Below are 21,058 nucleotides of genomic sequence, written 5' to 3'. Positions count from 1 at the left end.
AAATTTTTTGCTAAATCATGAATAGAGGAGTTTGAGATTTTTTATTGCCATAGTGAACAGATGCGATCGCACTAATTACTCGCTCTAAATCTTCATTGGTTAAATTTGAACCGGATGGTAAACAAATACCCCGTCTAAATAAATCTTCAGCTACCGCACCACCAATATATTCACATTCACTAAACACAGGTTGGAGATGTAAAGGCTTCCATACAGGACGAGTCTCTATTTGCTGTGCGCTAAGAGAGTTGCGGACTTGTTCACGATCTGCACCAAAAGCTTCAGGATCTATCGTTAGGCAGGTTAACCAACGAGTAGCACGTCCAAAACCAGCTTCTGGCATAAATTCTACTCCTGGCAGATTTCCCAAACTAGAGATATAAATCTCAAAATTGCGTCGTCTGGCTGCGACTCGTTCACTCAAAACACACAACTGACCACGACCAATACCAGCTAAGACGTTACTGAGACGGTAATTATAGCCAATTTCTGAGTGTTGATAGTGAGGAGCGCGATCGCGTGCTTGTGTTGCCAAGAAACGGGCTTTTGCGACTAAATCTGCGTTGTTGGAAACCAGCATTCCGCCACCAGAGGTAGTAATGATTTTATTACCATTGAATGAGTAAATGCCAATACATCCAAATGTTCCAGGATGTTGTCCTTTGTAGGTAGCTCCCAAAGATTCAGCAGCATCTTCTATTAAGGGAACACCATAGTGATTGCAAACTTGCAATATAGGGTCGATATCTGCACTTTGACCATATAAATGTACAACGATCACTGCTTTCGGCAATTTGCCAATGCAAGCACGGTGCTTTAGTGCTGATTGCAACAGTTCAGGATTCATGTTCCAAGAAGTGCGATCGCTATCAATAAATACTGGTTTAGCTCTCTGATAAATTATTGGACTGGCGGTAGCAGCAAACGTTAGGGTAGAGCAAAAAACTTCATCTCCAGATTCAACTCCAATTAATTGCAAAGCTAAATGAATCGCAGCTGTACCAGAACTAACAGCAGCAGCATAATCAGCACCAATGATTTGACAGAATTCTTGCTCAAAAGCATCTACATGAGGACCTATGGGAGCAATCCAGTTGGTGTCAAAGGCTTGTTTGACCAATTCTAGTTCGCGATCGCCCATATGCGGAGTTGAAAGCAAAATAGGTTTAGTCATGTTTAGTCTTCTTTCCTACTTTGATTTTCCTCAAGTTTCTTTTCCACAAGCTTGTGCAAAGTCTCTGTATTATCCTTTATGTCTGATAATTGATGTTTGGCTTCTTCTTTGTCTAAGAATCCAGTAATGACTTCCCGTGAGAGCAGTTGCAACTCTGGATGATAACCCAGTCTCTTGTTAACTTGGTATTCCACTAAACCAGGTAAAACACAGTTGGTGCTGTTACCATGAATCTTTACAGTTGACCAACCAATCTCATCCAATATTCTATAAACGTCCTTTTCAGTTAATTGCAACACAAACGGTAGAGAAAAAATCTGCAATTTTATACCCGTCTTCTCATCCGTTATCCATTTTGTGGAACGTACTTCTGGCTCTATCCAGTGCCACCAATTCCGTCCCATAATAATCCGATTGATATGATGCTCAACACAATAATCTTGAATTTCCTTGTAAAACATGTCCCCACATTTATAACAAGGGTATCCATTCTTAAAGTTATTATCTATCATTTCTTTAACATAAGGCGCAAGGTAGATATTCAATACAACTAGTTCTACACCCAATTTGTCACACAACTTTCGACCGTTCTCGACTACCTGTTCAGGAATAAAGCCATTCTGAACCAAAACAGCAGTTACATCTAAACCTAATTGCTGTCGTGCCGTAATTAGAGAAACTGCACTATCCTTTCCACCAGAAAAACCTACAACTGCATCAACCTTAGCACCATTTTCTCTTGGGGTATTCACAAAAGTTTGCAGTTCACTATCGAGAATTTCTTGTTTAAAATTCTTTTTGTATGTCATACACATATTGCAAACACCATCAGCACCAATATAGATGTTTGGTATACGCGTATCGAACAAACATTCCTGACACTGTACAGGTTGAAAAAAAGGATTTTTGCCTGTATTAAACCACGTCTTAATTTTATTTTGCAAATGTATTCTCCGCGCGCGTAAATTATAGTTAATTCCATTCACAGGAATATTACATTTGTACGGAGAATAATCTTCGCTGATAAACTTAGGAATAAATAATCTAAAATATCGTAAAAGAGTATTTTGTATTCTCATAACTACCTCCAAAAAATTAGGTTTTCATAAAATTGAATTAGAGTAGAGACTATTTATAAAGTCAATAATTAGGGTACAATACGGCTTTGTTATCACGCACCACTATCTAATATGCTTCATTAAGCACCTTATTTGATTTTTTAGGAAAATTTCAAATTTCACATCTCTAGGTTAAAAACCTATTTTTTAAAGTGAACGATAAGCAGGAAAAAACGATGAATTGAATAGTGCTTCTGCCTGCTTATTTAAAAATTTGGCTCGTAAATTAACTAAATAGTTATACTTTTCCTCGTCTGTAATTAGGCGTAATGTCAGAAATTTGTATCGTAATTTTGAAAATCCTGATTTAAAATCATATATGCCATCTTTTGCACCTCCATATCCACCTCCCAGATGCATAAATTCATTTCCACGTTCTTTTGCCCAAAATCTCACATAATCAAACATGAGCTTATCAGGAGAAAGTTTTAAAAATTGGTTTTTTGTTCCACTCAAGTAACTTTGAACTATTCCACAGCATTCAGTAAATAAACAAGCACTAATAATCTCATTATCTAATTCCACAATACTCAAATGTAGATTATTGATTAATTTTTTTGACAATTTCCAAAAAAACTCATGGCTAAAATAATATAATTTAGTAGCTCCTACACGCTCCATACTTTCATAATATATTTCTAGAAAATCTTCTAAATATTCATCAAATAAAACCATTTTTACTTTGATTCCATTCCGTTTATGTCGATTAATTACTTTACGATGGCTAGAGTGTGTCTGCGTCCATATTTCCTCATGAGAAAGCTTTAAATTGATAGCCACAGTCTCACCAGTGATTTTGCATATCTCAGGTGAATATATTTTTTCTAAACCTTGATTGAGTATGGGATGCAGTCGAAAGAATGCCGAACAAATATTCTGATTACGCAATACAAAGATTAAGCTTTTGATAGCTAATTCCAAAAAATCTGGTGAGTTAGCTGCTGCTTCACTCAGCAAAATTCCTGGATAGCCGTATGGCGAAACTACATCAAAAAGCTCTGGAATTAATTCTCCATCAAGTAAATCATCACATCGACGTATCAAATAAGGTAAAAAAAATATTTTTTCTCCTTCAGAAATCAAAAGAGCTTGTGGAGTAGTGTTAGTTCTTTGAGATTCTAAATACACAAATTGAGGTAAATGATAAAAATCATAACGCAATTTTTCCAGCGTTTCTAACCATAAGGGATTTGATAAATCAATGATTTTAGTTTTCATGATTAATTAATTGTATAAAAGTCTCAAAAAGGATTTTTAACATTTACGCCAAAAACCTCTCAAACTATTCTGTATACTTTACGTCCTCTATGGCGTAATTCCAGATTTTGAACATTAGTAAGATTTAGTTAATATATTTGACGAATCAGATAAAAAGCTTCCGCAGCAAAAAGATTAACTGTACTCCCACGTAAAGTAGCTAAAGCTCGCAATGACTCCTCAGAACGCTCATTAGGAAAAGGTTTGATTTGTGAAGCGTACAGTCGCATTGCTTCTAGTTTAGTTTCCAAAAAAGCAGAAATATTAACGAAAACATTAGGAACAAAATTTGCAGTTATATAAGGAGCATTCCAATTAGTTTCCGAAAGTGTTTCGTAGGCATATATTGATTTTGGTGCATAAGGATTATTTGGTCTTGCTGCTACCAAAGATGATAAGAATACTCTTTGATGATCCATATGTAAATCACCAATAAAAGGAACAAAAAGCATATCTGGTTGAATTCTTTGAATTAACTTAAGCAGCTGCTCATTCATATCACGGTGCGGTACATTGTCTAATCTAGCTGCTGGAAACGAAAGAAAAATGGTTTCTTTAACACCTAAAATTTGATGTGCTGCTAATGCTTCTTGGCGATCTATTTGATTCATCTCCTCCGAAAAATCGGGTGGATAGCCTTGAGTCATAATTACTACATAAACTTCATTTTTCTCAGCTGCAAACCGAGCTATTGTTCCGCCAACACCTAGTATTTCATCATCAGGATGTGGTGCAATAATCAGTATTTTATGGTTCATAATTTTACTCAACAAATATCCAATAATTTTCTAGTTTCTGAACCACAACAAAACAGAGTATCTATAATCGACAGATTGGGCAGAAATCCTAATTCTGGAAAAACTTGAGCGTATGATGGATAAGTGAATTCTTGCCACAAAACATTAATATCAGCAGCTTTAAAAGCTTCCAAATCCATATACTTTTTGCCTCCATAACCAGATAAATAAGTATCAGATCCTACAGCTTTACAGATATCGATTAATAGTTCAGATTTGTTACCTTCAACTTCCAATGTAGACAGGTAAACAATAGGCTTTTTGATATCTAACACATCCATGACCCATTGAATTAGTGCCATGTTGAGTTCACAAAGATTACTCCATTCTCTACTGAGAATTTGCTGGATTTCTGAACTATATTTATGGAAGTAGGGAGCGCGGGAATAATTTGTTACCAGGGTCTGCCAATGCTTCCGAGACCAAGGAAAATCTGAATTGATCAGCATTTCATTGATGAGTTCTTCGTCTCTTGAGCGATGAACTACTGGTACTGTTAGCCATTGCGCTCCTTGACAGGTCTTGATTTTGTTGCGATGTTGAATACCGCGCCTCTCAAACTGTACATTGTCCATTGCCACAAAGATGTCACTTTGTTGCAGCTTATGAAAGAAACCCATGTAGGGTAAATACTGTGGTTGGTGAATGACTACACTCTTCATAAAAGCCCCTATCTTTGTTCGTAGATACCTTCTTTGCGAAGAACTACTGGAATGGTTCGCAAAAGAATGACTATATCCAACCAAAAATTCCAGTTGTCTACATACCAAACATCTAGCTTAAGCCGTTCATTTAAATCATTTTCCAAACCACCATTGATCGCTTCCCAAGCTGTCAGACCTGGTGGCATTAACAAACGCCGTTTTTGCCAATTGCTATAGGTTAATAGAGTCGAAGTTAATAGCGGTCTCGGCCCAACCAAACTCATATCACCACGGAGAACATTGAAAAGTTGAGGTAATTCATCGAGATGATATTCGCGTAAGAATTTACCAATAGGTGTAATGCGAGGATCACCTTTGAATGTATTTAGACCAGTACCAATGTGGATAGCTCCATCAATCATTGTGCGAAATTTATAGATCACAAATGGCTCTCCCAATATTCCTAAACGTTCTTGACAAAAGAGAATCGCTCCAGGAGAACTCAGCCGAACTGCCAAAGCAATCAGAAACAAGACAGGTAAAAAGAATATGATTGCTATACTGGCGATGCTGATATCTAACAAGCGTTTGTACATCAGTTGTATTTTTCTACTCTTGTATTCTGTGAGATAAGCTTGCTTAACTTCTTGCCACTTTTTGGCTGTCCAAGTTTCAGTCATCCGATTTTAGACTTTGAATTTTGGATTGCTAGATCAAAGGTCGGTAAGACAATTCCTAGCTTTCGATAGAATTCGCAGAGTCGTTGGAATACGAATCTTTCATCATATTGACTTTCAAGCCGCCATCGCCCTGCTTGCCCGTAAGCTGTTCGCTGGTCTGGATTTGATAGTAATATTTCCAAAGCTGCTGCTAACTTTTCGCTATCGTGTGAGGGTACGATTAGACCTGTTTTTCCATGCACAACTGCCTCTCGACATCCGCGAATATCTGTGGTGACAACGGGTAAAGCCATTGCCATTGCTTCCAGAATCGAACGAGGGAGTCCTTCATTGTGAAAAGTAGGTAGTGCAAAGATATCTAAAAGACCCAGTAATTCTGGGATGTCGGTACGTTGACCTGTAAGAGTTACGTGTTCTTCAATTCCTAGAGTGTGAATTCGTTCTATTAACTCAGTGTGGAAAGGGTCAGGATCTCCGATGAGTTGACTGCCGATCACCAAAATGTGTAAGTTAGGAAACTTAGGCAATAACCAAGCAGCTGCTTCAATTAAATATTCACTTCCTTTTTTGCGAGTTAAACGCCCAATTGTGCCGACTATCAAATTAGTATTCGCAGGGATACCCAAAGATTCTTTTAATTGTGCTTGATTGCTTTTTGAGAGGCGATCGCATTGGAAGCGATTAATATCTACACCATTACCCAGGTAAACAATCTTTTCGGGTGGACAAAGACCCTTTTTACGAGCTGTGCGGATATCTTCGTAATTTAGGGTAAAGATCAGGTCAGTCAACAAAGCAGCTATCTTTTCAACGGTAAAGTAAAACCAATATTGGAGGAAAGAAGATTGCTCATAGAAGGGAAAGCCATGAGCAGTATAGACAATCCGTTTGACTCCGACTAATTTGGCAGCAATGCGACCCAGAACAGCAGCAATTGGAGTATGAACGTGAACAAGGTCATACTGATTCTGTCGCATCAATTGGGCAAGTTGGTAAATAGTTCTAATGTTCAGTAGTGGAGAAATTTGGCGATCAATTTGAATGGGATGAATAACATAACCCTCTTGTTGGAGCCGTTCCATCTCAATTCCTGGAGAGCAAGCAATTTCCACTAACAAATTACGAGATAAAAAGTAATCAATCTGAGGTTTTAAAAGGGTTTCAACTGTAGCTCCGATGGCGCAAATATGCAGGATTTTCATTTCATCACCTATTTCCTGTTCCCTATCTTCACAAATGAATTTAATTTTGCTTAACTACTTAATAGGGTCTGTTTTCGAGCTGATCTAGTGCTTGCCAATACTCTTGTTTTTGTTCATTCAGCCACACCTGCGTTGTTTCTCGGATGTAGCAGTAGAACTCAATTCGTTGCTCACGCAACCTTTCATCTGTGTATTTTTTTGCCTTCTGCAAGTTACGAACTGACATGCGAGTCATGCGCTCTGGATCAGTTACCACCTCACGAATTTTACTGAATAGCGCAACTACGTCTCCGGGTGGCACCAAATCTTCACACACAAGCAATTCAGGGATACCCCCTACTGTAGATCCGATGCAGGGAAGTCCTCTGGCCATTGCTTCAACCATTGCTCTTGGTAAGCCTTCTTGATGGGATGGTAGGACAAAAAGATCTGCTCTATCTAACTGAGTACATACAGCATTACCAGCAGGTAACCAACCCAGAAAATTAATATGCTCTGTCACACCCAGAACCGCAGCTTTGGCTTCCAATTCTGCCCGGTGCTTGCCATCCCCTATCAAGACCAACTTTAGGTTTAGCCCCTCTTGAATACATCTAGCAACAGCTTCAATCAGTACGTCAGGAGCCTTATAAAGTTGATCCATTGTGCCTACATAGATTAGGCTCACAAAATCTTTTGTTGGCGTCAGAATGCGAGGTAAACAGACAAAAGCGGAATGAGGTAGATCAACATCTGAAAAGTAAGTTGAAAAAGTTTTTATCCCTGCTGGATACCGATGTTGTAGCGCACCTTCGGTGACATAAGCTGCTGCACAGGCTTCAGTACAAAGTCGTCGTAACTGACGGGGGAACAACCAACGGAAAAAGCGTCTTAAAGGATGTCTAACTGAACTAGGAGCAAAGACATCGTAGGGGTCAGCAACAACTTCTACTCCGTAAGGATAGTGATTTCGACGTAAGATAGGTAGAAAATGATTGGCAATTTGGGAGGAAACACGCAAAATTACAGCATCATTAAGAGTCAAAGCATTAGCGATCGCTTGCTGGACTTGTCGTATCCGCAACAGATACTGCACTGGCCCTACATAATAAGGTATAGCTACAAATGAGACTCCATCGCCATCAGCGCGTTTCCATCCAGTCGAAACCAATGATACTTCGCGTACACGAGCTACCACACGCACATGCTCAAAAACTTCTAAATAACGTATCCAGAATGAATGTGGAAACATAGTGAGTGTCCACACCTTACCATCTGGTGTTCTCTCAAAACGATGCTCAAGTGCTACCAGCAGATCCATATTGGGAATTAATAAATGGTAAAGTAAATTGCGTCAATAGCTGAATCTTTGTCTAATCTGAAACTACAAAATTTGTATTTTTAGTATTTCTAAAAATTGGAAATTTAGCACCACTTTTTACCTGCAACTTATTTCCAGATGCCTCACAGATATTTATACATTTAGCTGAAGAGATAATGCCTCCCTTTAGGGTATTATGTCGCTGATTATCAAGTAGCAAATTCTTCTTAAACTTAACGTTCTCAAAAACTCCATCAACTATCATTCCTGCTCGATAATCGTCGTGAAAGTTACCGTTACTTTGACCTGGATTTACAATCATATTATTAGATATTTCACCTGTTTTAATCGGCATAAAGATATAAATTCCACCTGCCAAAGAATTTTGTATTTTGTTACCTAAAATACGAATATTTTCACTTTCTACATTCGCAGCAGCATCTCTCCATAATCTGATGCCATTAGCAATATTGTCATTAACACGACCTCTTCCCGAAAATTTGATAACGGAGATATCATTATTAACAATATCTAAGTTTTTTATGGGAGCATCTGAGTCTGGTTCTAACATAATACCTACGCTAGCACTATCTCCCCATAACCTACGCCAACCATCAACATTCAAACGAATTTGATTTTTCCGAACAACACAATTACTAATTGCAGGATAATTAGTATTTCCATAACTAAAAAATGACCATATCATAATGCCCCAGTATGCATCATTAATGATATTATCGGTTACAATCAGATGATTTGCACTGCTAGCATAACCTGTAATATATATCCCATTAGCAAATCCATTAATTTTATTATCCTTAACAGTTTGTTCATCTCCATGTATTTCAATTGCTGTCCTGGCTCCATTAGTACCTGCCCCATTTCTGGATGAAAAATAATTGTTAGCTATTTCAATACGTTTACCATGAGTGTAAATTGTTGAATGGTCATAATCTACTTTCCCTCCACCAATTAATTCAAAGATATTATTCTTAATTAAAACATCTGTAACTGAGACTTTAAATGGAGCAACATAGCCATTAACAGTAATCACATTTCTGCTATTTAAATTCCGAAATCTACATCTCTCTATATTAATTCTGGAACCGACATAAACTCGAACAGCATATCTCATTCTTGTGATTGGTGTCGGCTTTTTTGGATCTGGGTCTGGTTCAGCTGGATTGGTGGTGCTATTACCATCAATTGTCAAGTCATACATAGCAAAGTCTGACAAATCTGAGTCTGGTCTTTCTCCAGCTAAAATAGAACTATAATTCCCTTGTTTAGCAGCTAATTTAATCACACTTGTTTTATTTGAAGCTCCCCTGAGTGTGACTTTAGAACGAATTGTAATAGCGTGTGATTTAGAATGATTTATCTTGACTATATAAATGCCATTGGGAAAAAAGACAGTTCCTCCCCCTGCTTGATCAACAGTATCAATTGCTTTTTGAATAGCGTTTGTATCATCTGTAATATTGTTACCAATAGCCCCAAAATATTTGACAGAAACGATAATATTTGATTCATTAGTCTGCTGAAATGCTTGGAATAGCTGATTGTTTTGGATGTTTGCAGACTGTTGTATTTTTTGAGGAATTGTAGAACATCCTTGAACTAAGAATATAATAGAAATTAAATATGAATTTGTCAATCTCTTAAAAAAAATATTTTTCATGTAAAGTAGCATGATATTTACTCTCTTATATTGATATTTTCAATTTGATCAAATTTTCAAAAACTTATGCTTATCAAAGTTTATTTTGTAAGTTTTTTAGATGAAGATTGGCTGAGAAAAACAACACCTAGATAGGGAATAAGTGAGTACCACACTAAGGGACGAACCACCATCGCAGATTCAGCACGGGCATAGAATAGAAAAAATGAAAGAAAGCTAGCAACCATTGCCATTTTTGCAGGCTCACGATATTTTTCTGCCCATAACGTTAGCTTGGTGAAAATAAAACCGATTACTCCTAAAGCAATTGGTGTTCCAATCCAACCAAAATTAAGATAAGCCTCAGCAATAAAAGAGAACCCATAACTACCACCTACGGAAGCAAAATATGGATTTAATTGCTCAGTCAACCAATGATTAGGAATACCACGAGCAATGGTTGGGTGGAGTTTTCCAAAAATATTGGGGACAAGGGTGAGTAAAGCATAAAAATATTCAGCCCCCATTTGGAAATTTCTCTCACTTGGAACTATTTGGATAGTGTAGGCAACTGTTAGCATAGAACCTCCCATCTCGGATATAGAAGCTATCACAGGATTATCTATAGACGAAAACGCTTCTAACAGAAAATTTATAGATAAACGGTCTTGACCAGCAGTATTTCTAGTAATTGCAACTAGCGGAAAAATCACAAATATTAACAGCGATCCTATACTGAATAAAAAAGTTTTGGGTATTGGGCGAATCAAATTATGCCACAGCCACGCTAAAGCAATTAATGGCATCACAGCTTGATTTCTTTCACCCAAAAAAAATCTCACAATTGCGTATATTACTATCACTGTTACGGATATTAATTTGCCTTTATATCTGGTCTGACTTCCAGCTAGTAAAAAGAGAGATGCAGGGATGATAAAATCAGCTAAAATTTTGGGAGTAGCACTAAAACTTGTTGCAGAGTCTTGTAAGTAAATTGAATTGTAGCCAGAAGCCATTACAGTCAAAAAAGTATTTTTGAGGACAAAAATAGCTGGAATCAAAGATATACAGAGTAGAAACCAGCCAACTATATAGCAATACCTACTATTCAAAGAAAACTTTGTTTTTTGGGAATTAAATATAGATGATTTCACTTTGAATTTAGCAAGACTAATCAATGCTCCTAAGTGAAATGTTCCTAAACTAATAATAACTAAAAAAAGTGTATTCAGGATATTATCTGAAGATAAAGGTGGTGTCTCAAATATTATGTCCCAAGTTCCTATTCCATCTTCGTTAAGATGAAAAACTTCTAGTAATGCCTGTCCACCATTAAATAAAAAGGCAGATAGAAAAAATAAAAGATAAGGATTAAACAGATTTTTAGTTAGTAAATACCACGACCATAAAGACCAAATAGTCAGTCCACATAATAAACAACAGAAAGGATAAATCAGCGATTCTGGTTTATAAGTAAACGGCTCATAGATAAACCGAAAGAGAATCAAAGCTATGAGAAAGGCACATTGAATCCTGATGATAATTACCAGGTTAGTTTTATTTGGGTTGACAATTTTTGTCGCATTCATCAACATAAATTTTTGTGAGTGCTTTGACACTGTAGGAAATATTAAATTCACTGTTTTTCAAGACAGCTATACTATCTGTTTGAGTGATTCTTGCTTTGAAGTTTCTGGCTGCTAAAACCGCATCACTCCAAACTTTAACTGATTGTGACAGGCTAATTTTTTGGATTAAAGGTTTGATCTTATTAATTTCGTCGGTAATGACATCGGATAAAATCAGGGGTAGCCCAGCAGCTTGAGCTTCTATACCTACCATCGGTAATCCTTCACTCAGCGATGGTAAGAGGAACACATCCATAGCACCGAGCATTAGTTTAGGGACATCAGAATGTCTGCCTACAAAGATGACTTGTTTCCCAAGTCCTAATTGCATAACTTGCTGCTCAATTGTTGGTCTTAGAAGACCTTCACCCACTAGCAAGAGATATGCTTGTGGTTCTCGCTTGGCAAGTTCTGCAAAAATTTCTATGAGAAATTGATGATTTTTTTGTTTGTGAAAGCGACCAACGTGACCAATGACAAATGCGTTGGTGGGAATACCGAAGTTGACACGAACGTCAACGACATCAATAAATGCTTGAAAGGGAGTCAGATCAATGCCGTAGCAAAGAAGTTGCCAACGAGGATCACTTTTCCAGGCGGAACCAAATAAGTCTACTATGGCAATCTGGCTACATCCTAAACCAAGGGTGGCATGGTGAGCAATCAAACTTTTCATTAAAGTCAGATACAAGCGGCGATACCAGGCTGCTTGAGTTTCAAGTGGGGAAGAATCGATATGACTATGGGCAATGCGGACAGCTACACCAGCTTGTTGTGCTAGACGAAGTACATAACCACTAAAGTGATGAACATGGCTGTGAACAATGTCATAGGAACCATATTCATTGAGTATGCGTTGGAAGTTGTGAGCGTATAACCAAGGTCGTGACGGATGCACGCATGGAATAATCTGGCTACCGAGAGAGCGAATCTCATCATCATAAGCACAAGGTTGAATTGTATGAACCAGGAAGTCTATGTGAAAGCGATCGCGATCAATATGTCGCAAAATATGCATCAGCCAGGTTTCCAGACCACCTTGATTCATTCCACCCACAACATGGAGAATACGTATTGGATACTGCTTAGTAAATTGCATGGTTGTTTTCAGAGTTGTTCTTGAGTCTATGTAGTGCATAAATGACTATTGCTAAACTGAAGCCAAGTTGGACAACAGCTGAAATATTGAGTGCGATCGCTGCACCCAGCAATCCTTGCTTTGGCACCAACCAGAAACAAGTCATGGCTGAGATACTTGTCACAACAACAAACAAAGGTATTTGAATGCGAAAGTATCTAGCTGCGGTCATACCATAGCCTAAGAAGGAAGATATGTAGCGAATTCCAGCAGCAACCATCAGCCACACAAATAAATTTGCCTGCTCAGCATACTCTGGTCGATATAAAAGAGTCAGGATCTGCCTACCAGCAACAATGGCTATGAGTACAACTGTTAGACCCAGTATGGCAGCGATTCCTACCAGCTTGAAAAGCAACTGGCAAAACGCCGTACTATCTCCCACTGCATAATATTTGGCTAGCCTGGGACTAGCTGACTCTCCTAACGCATTCACCACCATGCCTCCTACTACCATCAAGTAAGCTAAGGCTGCAAAAATTCCCAGTTCCCGTTCGCCCAAAATTTGCTCAATGAAGTAACGAGGAATATTGGTATTGAGTGAAATTAGCATCATCACAAACCCCAGAGGTATAGAGAGCGAAACTAGCTTTGTGAGTGTTCTCAGATGACATCGAGCTTGTGGAGTCTGATTGAGTATCAAGGCACCGCTACCAATGTCGTAGATGAACAGAACCATACCCCAGGCAACAACCAACCCTGCTACTCCCCACAGCAAGTTTCCCGATATATATACTCCAAAACCTAGTAGTAAAAGCGATAAAGAGCCTTTAATCATTAGTGATATCGCAATGCGATCCATCCGTTCGTGCTGTTGAATTAGCCCATAAAACACATCACTGATAGACTCGAATGCTTTAGCCAGACCAATCAACAAGATAACTAAAGATGTTTGCCAACGGTATCCTGCGGACAAAGTAATTAATGCAATCATCAAAAGCGCCAAAACTGTAGAAATCAGTCTCAGACCCAGGTAATCCCCAAATACATATTGGTGTCTAGCATCTGTAGCTTGAACACTTCGCAAATGGAGGTTTGTAAACAACATCACGGGTGCTGTTATTGCTAGCCCCAAGGTAAACTGTCCTAATATCTCTGGACTACCGAGTTTAGCCATGACTACTAGCATCCCCCACTGACAAGTTGCATAGATAGCATTACCAATAAATGTCCAGGAAAAGTTGCGACGTAATGTTAGTGGCTTTAGCTGTTGCATGGCTTACAATCTTCTAACTTTAGTTAGCTCTTTTATAAAGTTTGATTAATTCTTGATCTGTAAGAATTTGCTTGCTTTTCTTACCAATAAAATAAAATGCTGAAGCTGCATCAAGAGTACCAAATCGAGCAATCAAGAAACAATCGAAATATTTTAATGGAAATGCTGTTAGTCTGACAAAAAATGTAATTAGCTTTCTCCAAAATTTTGAATTTGTAAAACTCAAAAGGAAATAATAGTAAGACCAAGCTAATGCCATTCCTGAACCACATACCGCTCCACTATCAATTTCCTCAAATTTTCTAAACAGGCGACGATGTCCTAAATAAGTAAACCGAGTAAAGTCATAGCAACCTCCATGCACTTGTTGCATAAATGGGGTTTCAGCATAGACTAAACAATCATCTTTTAGTACTCTATGAATTTCTTCTACACATTGCCACGGATCAACAACATGTTCTAATACAGCTTGTACTATTACACCATCAAATGAATTATTTGCAAATGGAATACTATGAGCATCACAAATTATGGTTGTGCGAGATCCAAAGGAAACATCAGTTTCAACTAACTCTATCTTAGGATTATCTACTATTGCTTCTGTTCCTTTACCCAAAATGCTACCACCAATCACTAAAACTTTGGGATGACTAGAAAGAGAAAGTAATATTTCTGCAAAATGTTTGTAGTTTTTTCTAGATTTTATGTTTAAGCTAATCTCAGGTATCAAGCTTTTTAAAGCTTCCAAAAGCTTATTTTTTGGGGATAAATCAAAAAATGTATTACGCTCATTCAGAAAATCTTCAATGGAAAATATACTTGATTTTTCATCAATTAAAATTGGGATACCATTTTTGATGGGAAACAGAACTTTACATTCAGGGTTTTGACATTGATAATCTTCGCGACCCAGTTCTAACTGGCTATGACATAACGGACAGCACAGCATTAATTGCACTTTTTTTGAAAGCTTTATTTGAGGTTGTATATCTTGATTTATTTGAAACTGCATAAATTTGCTACTTTTAAATAATTATAAATATGGTTGACTAGTAGTCTGAGGAGTTATAGCTCCTCGACTTCTATAATAAGTCGGGGAGCTGAACATCCAAATTATCAGGAACCTTCTGGCTTAATTCTTGACCAAATATTTCCATTGAAATTTGCCATGACATCACTACTTCTTGACGCATTTGATAAATGTTTTTCTAAAGTTTTAGGGTTATATCCTGGCACTATTCGCTGGAGCAAAAATATGATAGAGTAAACATCGTTTTTTACTGATGCTTGACACAAAGCTTCTACTGTGGCATCTAAATTTTCTGGAACAATCTGACTAGCATTCTTCACAATCAATAATTTCTCGTGTTCAGTTGGTTCATATTCTTCTCCTGTAACTAATAATTCTTCAAATAACTTTTCTCCTGGTCGTAACCCTGTGTATACGATTTCAATATCTTTACGAACTTCATATCCCGAAAGACGAATTAATTCCTTTGCTAAGTCAACAATTTTGATTGGTTGACCCATATTGAGCATCAAGACTTCACCAGTGTTACCAAGAACAGCAGCCTGCAAAACAAGTTGAACAGCTTCTGGGATAGTCATGAAATAACGACGAATTTCAGGATGAGTAACGGTTACTGGTCCACCTGCGGCAATTTGTTTTTTGAAGGTGGGAACAACACTCCCACGGCTACCCAAAACATTCCCAAAACGTACAGCGACATAATGCTTACTGCTTTTTCTACCAGCTTGTAATACCAACATTTCAGCGACTCTTTTACTAGCTCCCATAATATTGGTGGGATTAACAGCCTTATCTGTGGAAATCATCACAAAATGTTTGACATCATATTGCAGAGCGAGATCTAACAAGTTTTTTGTTCCCAAGACGTTATTAGTGATTGCTTCTGGAGAGTTTAATTCCATAAGGGGGACATGTTTATGAGCCGCAGCGTGAAAAATCACGTCTGCTGAGAATCGCTCAAAAGCATGTTGTATTCGATGGCGAAAGCGGATATCTGCAATGAAGCAGAAAATATGAGGGATATTTTCTAGGGATTCCCCATCCTTTTTGAGGCTTTGAGCAAGTTGATCTAGTTCTTGTTGGATATTGAATACAGAATTTTCACCATGTCCCACAAGCATCATTTCAGCAGGACGACACTTAAAAATTTGACGGCAAAGTTCGCTACCAATTGATCCACCCGCACCAGTAATCAATACTTTCTTACCATGCAAAAATTTGGCAACTTGTTCAATATCTGTCTGCACGGGTTCGCGTCTGAGCAAATCTTCTATTCGGACATCCCGAATGCTATCTACACGTACGCGACCATTCAAGATTTCATGTATGCCTGGTAAAGTAAAGGTTTGAATTCCTTTGCTGTTGCAAATATTGACTATTTCCCGAATGATATTTCCTGCAACCGTAGGCATGGCAATGATAACTTTGTGGATGTGTAGAGACTTTACAGCATCAGGAATTTTATAGCGATCGCCAACTACAGGTATACCGCGAATGTGTGCATGTAATTTACTTGGATCGTCGTCAATAAAGGCAACAGGATAAAAACTGAGTTGGGGATTCCTTTGCATTTCTTGCACTAGGGAAACCCCTGCATTCCCAGCACCAATTACCAGTACTCGTTCTCGTGAGTTAAATAATGTACGCCCTTGCCATATCCTTTCTACAATTCTCATACTAAAACGTAACATCCCAATAAAAATGCATGAAAGTAATCCATCAATGAATGGTAGTGATTGTGGAAGTTTTTTGAGGGCAATATATGGTATGTAGTAAATAATATGAAATGAGAAAGTTTGGATGACAACTATAGCTGTTACTAGTACAGCTATATATGTTAGTTCCTCAATACTGGCATAACGCCAATAACGCCTATAAAAACCAAAATACCAAAAAATACTCAGTTTTACTATTAAAAAAATTATTATGGCATTTACTATATCTGGTGTGTATGCTTCTAAAATCAGTTGTCCATCTAAACGCAAGCAAAGAGCTAATAATGGTGTAATTGAAAAAATAATAATATCAAAAATCAAAAAGTGTCGATTTCTCAGCCTCAGAAATTTACGCACTAAAATATTTAATATTTTTTGTATTAAATAGTGAGAAATTAGAAATAAAAAATTCATACCTTTAAAAACCTCTAGCGCATTCTGAACAAGTATCTGGGCTGGATATCAAACAATTTTGGATTTTGGACTTTGGATTTTGGTTGGCTCCACAGATAAATCTGCTTGCTCTGTAGCATCAAATGAGTATCGATTATCAATTAAGCAAAAAACACATTAGATCAAATTACATGACTTGATAGAACAAAAAACTAATTATAAGAATATTGCTTAATATTTCATCATTCGGCAATTCTGAATTTACCAGATTATTTTTATCCAAACATGCAAAAAACATGAAAACTGAAGGGTTAAGATTAGCAAAAACTATCTAGCCTACTCGCAGAATAAAGTTTGGTAGACACTACAGACACCGCACTCTGAGAATAGACAGTCAAAACTATTTTGTAAAAAAGAGGAAATGTTTAAGTCTTGGATGTATTGCTCTATGAACAGAAATAATTTATCAACACTTTTCAAGACTATCATAAAAATCTTTAGCTGTTTATTAGGGCCACTTTTTTTTTATGCTCGTGTTTTTCGCTAAACAGCTTGTATTAGATTTTATAAAATATGAAAACAAGTTTATTTTTAATATTTACTTTGGTTTCACAAAAAATAGATATACAAAGGCTTTTCATCAATTGTAATAATAAAGTTATATTTAATACAAGCGATCGCACGTAAAATAATTTTTATATGATTGACTAATTTTTTGTATAAACTGTTTAGAATTATTTTTCTAACTAAGAGCGTTTAAAAAATATTTAAAGTGTGTTTTTATACATAACTTTTTAGATCTATTTATAATAATAATAAGCTATTCATGAAAAAAACTAAGTATTTGAAATATAAAAACAAGTAATTTTGGTCAATAGCGCTGTAAATATTACTTAGAAAATTTACCTGTCTATATTATTTATTTATATAAAATAAAACTCAAATAAAACAAGAAAAATCAGTTGTTTTAAGCTAATAGTTTATTATTTATGGGTTTATCTGCTTTCTCAAACTAAACAGCAATATAACTTTGTTTAATTGAATGCAAGTATCATGAATCTTATGACTTATTTTTCAGTTTTTCTTACTTTTACAACTACACTAAGAGAGATTTTTATTCAGAATATTCTATGTAATTTATTCAATATGATTATATTGATTTTTTATAATACCCCCTTGAAAAAGTTAGTTACTTATGATTATATTTTTTGTTTAATCAAGTTAGATGTCTTAAGCATATTATATTATAAATTACAAGTTCTATGCAATTTTGATGCAACTTTATGCAACACTGGATTTGACATATATATAGTGCATAAAGAGAGGAATAATATTGCTGAACTCATAAAATTTTGAAGTCTTCTCCTATTAACTTAGATTGTTACACATATTATACTGCTGAGATCCTTAAATGCAACTCATGTGCAACATTTGCGCTATCGCTTGAGATCATGAAGAACCTTAGTACGGCTTGGCGTGAAATCGTAGGGTTTTTTAAAGCAGAGGGTGTGCAACTGTAACCTAATTTCTAAACAAAGCTACCCATTACTACTCAGACTTGGGTAGATTTTCGCTTGCCATACGTTCAATCACATCACTTAAACTTCCAGCTTGCATAGCTAGAGAGCATCATCGGCTTTAGCCATGAGTCGTTGACATCTTGTCCTATCAAATTTGATTGTTACTTATATTATGCTATTGAGATACTTAAATGGAACTTGTATGCAACATTTGTACAATTGCTAGAGAACATGAATCCCTAGCGAAAAAAAAGACAAACCTGATATTGCTTTTTTCATAGAGAAAAAGGACAAAATGATTACTAAAGAGTGCTATGGCATTCCTAAATCATTTGTAAACAACAAGATCCCCGACTTCTTGTATACACTCGTAGGGTGGTTTCTCGGATGGTATAAGTCGGAGATCTGACATCTCAATTTTCACAACTAATTTAAGATTGCTATGCAATAACTTCTTTGGTTATAGGAATCAAAAATCAGTACTTATACTGATTTATCTATCTGAGTAACTCTACTAACATTTATCTACGAATAAAATTTTAATTTAGAATGTAAGTGATAAAAATAACAGTATTTTTTCTAACATTTAATTAACGCCAATTAAAGTATGTAAACTATAGGAATCCGCTTTGGTTTATGAACTTACTGGTTGAGCTAAGGAACGAGGAAGGTGGGGCCTGGGGATAAGGGTAACGGGAAGCAGGGAACGGGGAGCAGAAATTGTACTGAGTTATGTAAGCGCAGAGTGCAGGCTACGCCAACAACAATTAAATAGGAATCCTATATGTAATGAATAAATTTAATTGGTTTCGCTGGCTTTTAAGATAAATTAAGGAGAATCCAAGATGAACAAGGTTCAATTAGCTTTGGTTATTAGTTACCTATTGATGACCTGCTATTTTTTAGTGAACTGGTTAAGATTTCATTTTCGTCATCCTGCTAATTCCCCCGAAGATACGTTTTTATCTTTAGTAATGTTGGCGATCGCTACGATCTTCTGGCCGCTTGTTATTCCCATACACTGTTTACAAACTTTCAAAACAAGACAATTTGAATTTAGCACTGCGGTTCCTGTGCTGGTTGCAATCTCTGCATTTGGATTAGTGTTTTATATGATCTAGCACTGCTACGTTGGAAGTCACGCATTCAAAAGTACTGTGGTTTATGATTTTGGCGCTAGTGGTTAAAAATATAAATAAATTTACCTTAGATAAGTTGACACAAAAGTAGTTACAACAAAAACAAGGCACACAAGGAACTGTATCATTTACAGAAAGCGTAGTATCCAAGTGTGCCTTTTGTTGTTAAATTAATTCATTGCAGTGGGAAATGCACCTGGTTGTACGGCTAAATTGACGGTTTGACCTTGACGGCGCAATTCGATGCGTAAGTTTCCACCGATTTGGCTATTATCTACTGCTTTTTGAATGCTGCTAGCATCTTTTACGGTTTCACCGTTGAGTTTTTGAATTACATCACCAGCACGTATACCTGCTGTTGCTGCTGGTGAATTAGGCATAACTTTGACAACTAATACGCCTTGATCTTCATTGACGCTTAAATTAATGTTGGGGTCTGAGTTGAGACTCTGCTTTAACTCTGGTGTCAATCCGATCATTTGAATGCCTAAGTAAGGATGTTGGGCTTTCCCTGTAGTAATGAGTTGTTCGGCTATGCGTTGAGCTGTGTTGATGGGAATGGCAAATCCGATTCCTTGCGCCCCTTGAATAATAGCTGTATTCATGCCAATTACTTGACCACGATCATTTAACAAGGGACCGCCGGAGTTACCAGGGTTAATTGCTGCGTCTGTTTGAATATAGTCTACTCGTTTATCACTAGCACCAATTAAACTGCTGTTGCGCCCGGTAGCACTGATAATTCCTGTAGTGACGCTATTATCTAACCCCAAGGGATTACCGATCGCGATCGCTAATTGTCCGGGTTGTAATTGCTCAGAATTGCCCATTGCTAGGGTTGGCAGATTATTTGCTTGAATTTTAACAACTGCTATATCGGTCAATTCGTCTTTACCCAACACCTTTCCGTTAAAACTACGTCCATCTGTGAGTGTCACTTTTACCGTATCTGCACCATCAACGACGTGAGCATTAGTGAGGATGCGACCATCACCACTAATAATAAAACCTGAACCAGTGCCACGTTCTACTCGTTGTTGTGGTGATGATGGTAGTTGTCCCCCGAAAAAGCGGCGGAAGAACGGATCGTCAAATTCCTCTGGTAAGCGAGTTTTGACGGTTCTCGCAGAATCAATTCGTACTACTGCGGGGCCAACTTTTTGAACAACATTTGTGACAAAGTTTGGATCGTTGCTTACTGGTAAGGGTAGAGCAGCATTAGCTGGTGTCACCGCCAAATTACTTGCATCCTTAGACATTTGCTGGTGGTTATTGGCCACATATCCGCCAGCAAATGTCATTCCAGAACCGAGCAATACTAGCGATAAATTCACAGCTGCTCTGCGCCAAGGTGTGATTCGACGGGGTTTTTCGGTAGATGAAGACAAGGAAAAGTTGTTTGATAAATTGTCGCGATCGCGTGGTTCTTGTAACATTTTTTGTACGA

The 21,058-nt window shown here is 37.1% G+C and carries 16 protein-coding genes; 1 reads left to right on the top strand and 15 read right to left on the bottom strand.

Annotated elements, in window-relative coordinates:
- Positions 1–10 precede the first annotated feature (10 nt).
- The 14 genes from AC5JMK_RS15505 to AC5JMK_RS15440 all read right to left on the bottom strand — a co-directional run bounded on the left by AC5JMK_RS15505 (position 11) and on the right by AC5JMK_RS15440 (position 16,973).
- Positions 11–1,174, bottom strand: coding sequence for a DegT/DnrJ/EryC1/StrS family aminotransferase (locus tag AC5JMK_RS15505; protein ID WP_096676571.1), 1,164 nt, complete (start codon positions 1,172–1,174; stop codon positions 11–13).
- Positions 1,175–1,176: 2 nt separating this feature from the next.
- Entirely contained in the window at positions 1,177–2,253 is a 1,077-nt protein-coding gene (locus tag AC5JMK_RS15500; protein WP_495910494.1) for a hypothetical protein, read from the bottom strand.
- A 186-nt stretch (positions 2,254–2,439) separates the two neighbouring features.
- Positions 2,440–3,510 carry a GNAT family N-acetyltransferase gene (locus tag AC5JMK_RS15495; protein WP_096676573.1) on the bottom strand — a complete coding sequence of 357 codons (1,071 nt, stop codon included), beginning with the start codon at positions 3,508–3,510 and terminating at the stop codon, positions 2,440–2,442.
- A gap of 128 nt (positions 3,511–3,638) precedes the next feature.
- Positions 3,639–4,307: a PIG-L deacetylase family protein gene (locus tag AC5JMK_RS15490; protein WP_495910493.1), complete on the bottom strand. Its 669-nt coding sequence runs from the start codon at positions 4,305–4,307 to the stop codon at positions 3,639–3,641.
- Between the two features lie 8 nt (positions 4,308–4,315).
- Positions 4,316–5,008, bottom strand: coding sequence for a WbqC family protein (locus AC5JMK_RS15485; protein WP_096676575.1), 693 nt, complete (start codon positions 5,006–5,008; stop codon positions 4,316–4,318).
- Positions 5,009–5,016: 8 nt separating this feature from the next.
- Positions 5,017–5,670, bottom strand: a complete 654-nt coding sequence (locus AC5JMK_RS15480; protein ID WP_096676576.1) for a sugar transferase — start codon at positions 5,668–5,670, stop codon at positions 5,017–5,019.
- A complete protein-coding gene (locus tag AC5JMK_RS15475) occupies positions 5,667–6,872 on the bottom strand; it encodes a glycosyltransferase family 4 protein (protein WP_096676577.1) in 1,206 nt (401 codons plus the stop codon). Before AC5JMK_RS15475 ends, AC5JMK_RS15480 begins: the two co-directional genes overlap by 4 nt.
- Before the next feature lie 58 nt (positions 6,873–6,930).
- Positions 6,931–8,172 (bottom strand): glycosyltransferase family 4 protein, encoded by a 1,242-nt coding sequence (locus AC5JMK_RS15470; protein WP_495910492.1) that lies wholly within the window; start codon positions 8,170–8,172, stop codon positions 6,931–6,933.
- Between the two features lie 52 nt (positions 8,173–8,224).
- The gene (locus AC5JMK_RS15465) at positions 8,225–9,865 is read right to left on the bottom strand and encodes a glycosyl hydrolase family 28-related protein (RefSeq protein ID WP_495910491.1); all 1,641 of its coding nucleotides are present in this window, start codon (positions 9,863–9,865) and stop codon (positions 8,225–8,227) included.
- Between the two features lie 68 nt (positions 9,866–9,933).
- Positions 9,934–11,427: an O-antigen polysaccharide polymerase Wzy gene (gene wzy, locus AC5JMK_RS15460; protein WP_096676580.1), complete on the bottom strand. Its 1,494-nt coding sequence runs from the start codon at positions 11,425–11,427 to the stop codon at positions 9,934–9,936.
- Complete coding sequence (locus AC5JMK_RS15455; RefSeq protein ID WP_096676581.1) at positions 11,390–12,559, bottom strand: glycosyltransferase family 1 protein; 1,170 nt, start codon at positions 12,557–12,559, stop codon at positions 11,390–11,392. The genes wzy and AC5JMK_RS15455 overlap by 38 nt, the downstream gene beginning before the upstream one ends.
- Positions 12,546–13,814 (bottom strand): oligosaccharide flippase family protein, encoded by a 1,269-nt coding sequence (locus tag AC5JMK_RS15450; protein WP_096676582.1) that lies wholly within the window; start codon positions 13,812–13,814, stop codon positions 12,546–12,548. Before AC5JMK_RS15450 ends, AC5JMK_RS15455 begins: the two co-directional genes overlap by 14 nt.
- A gap of 19 nt (positions 13,815–13,833) precedes the next feature.
- Positions 13,834–14,826, bottom strand: coding sequence for a methyltransferase domain-containing protein (locus AC5JMK_RS15445; protein ID WP_096676583.1), 993 nt, complete (start codon positions 14,824–14,826; stop codon positions 13,834–13,836).
- A gap of 104 nt (positions 14,827–14,930) precedes the next feature.
- On the bottom strand, positions 14,931–16,973 hold the full coding sequence (locus AC5JMK_RS15440; RefSeq protein ID WP_096676584.1) for a polysaccharide biosynthesis protein: 2,043 nt from the start codon (positions 16,971–16,973) through the stop codon (positions 14,931–14,933).
- 2,344 nt (positions 16,974–19,317) lie between these two features.
- Between AC5JMK_RS15440 and AC5JMK_RS15435 the strand changes: the two genes are divergently transcribed.
- Positions 19,318–19,593: a hypothetical protein gene (locus AC5JMK_RS15435; RefSeq protein ID WP_096676586.1), complete on the top strand. Its 276-nt coding sequence runs from the start codon at positions 19,318–19,320 to the stop codon at positions 19,591–19,593.
- Between the two features lie 188 nt (positions 19,594–19,781).
- Here AC5JMK_RS15435 and AC5JMK_RS15430 read toward each other — a convergent pair whose 3' ends face one another.
- On the bottom strand, positions 19,782–21,047 hold the full coding sequence (locus AC5JMK_RS15430) for an HhoA/HhoB/HtrA family serine endopeptidase (protein ID WP_495910490.1): 1,266 nt from the start codon (positions 21,045–21,047) through the stop codon (positions 19,782–19,784).
- Positions 21,048–21,058 lie beyond the last annotated feature (11 nt).

Source organism: Pelatocladus sp. (genome assembly GCF_059505505.1).
This window is presented reverse-complemented; position numbering and strand designations above follow the sequence as displayed.

Bases quoted from the DNA above. Each gene is read 5' to 3' on its own strand.
- AC5JMK_RS15505 (WP_096676571.1), bottom strand. From the start codon at position 1,174: ATGACTAAACCTATTTTGCTTTCAACTCCGCATATGGGCGATCGCGAA.
- AC5JMK_RS15500 (WP_495910494.1), bottom strand. From the start codon at position 2,253: ATGAGAATACAAAATACTCTTTTACGATATTTTAGATTATTTATTCCT.
- AC5JMK_RS15495 (WP_096676573.1), bottom strand. From the start codon at position 3,510: ATGAAAACTAAAATCATTGATTTATCAAATCCCTTATGGTTAGAAACG.
- AC5JMK_RS15490 (WP_495910493.1), bottom strand. From the start codon at position 4,307: ATGAACCATAAAATACTGATTATTGCACCACATCCTGATGATGAAATA.
- AC5JMK_RS15485 (WP_096676575.1), bottom strand. From the start codon at position 5,008: ATGAAGAGTGTAGTCATTCACCAACCACAGTATTTACCCTACATGGGT.
- AC5JMK_RS15480 (WP_096676576.1), bottom strand. From the start codon at position 5,670: ATGACTGAAACTTGGACAGCCAAAAAGTGGCAAGAAGTTAAGCAAGCT.
- AC5JMK_RS15475 (WP_096676577.1), bottom strand. From the start codon at position 6,872: ATGAAAATCCTGCATATTTGCGCCATCGGAGCTACAGTTGAAACCCTT.
- AC5JMK_RS15470 (WP_495910492.1), bottom strand. From the start codon at position 8,172: ATGGATCTGCTGGTAGCACTTGAGCATCGTTTTGAGAGAACACCAGAT.
- AC5JMK_RS15465 (WP_495910491.1), bottom strand. From the start codon at position 9,865: ATGCTACTTTACATGAAAAATATTTTTTTTAAGAGATTGACAAATTCA.
- wzy (WP_096676580.1), bottom strand. From the start codon at position 11,427: ATGTTGATGAATGCGACAAAAATTGTCAACCCAAATAAAACTAACCTG.
- AC5JMK_RS15455 (WP_096676581.1), bottom strand. From the start codon at position 12,559: ATGCAATTTACTAAGCAGTATCCAATACGTATTCTCCATGTTGTGGGT.
- AC5JMK_RS15450 (WP_096676582.1), bottom strand. From the start codon at position 13,814: ATGCAACAGCTAAAGCCACTAACATTACGTCGCAACTTTTCCTGGACA.
- AC5JMK_RS15445 (WP_096676583.1), bottom strand. From the start codon at position 14,826: ATGCAGTTTCAAATAAATCAAGATATACAACCTCAAATAAAGCTTTCA.
- AC5JMK_RS15440 (WP_096676584.1), bottom strand. From the start codon at position 16,973: ATGAATTTTTTATTTCTAATTTCTCACTATTTAATACAAAAAATATTA.
- AC5JMK_RS15435 (WP_096676586.1), top strand. From the start codon at position 19,318: ATGAACAAGGTTCAATTAGCTTTGGTTATTAGTTACCTATTGATGACC.
- AC5JMK_RS15430 (WP_495910490.1), bottom strand. From the start codon at position 21,047: ATGTTACAAGAACCACGCGATCGCGACAATTTATCAAACAACTTTTCC.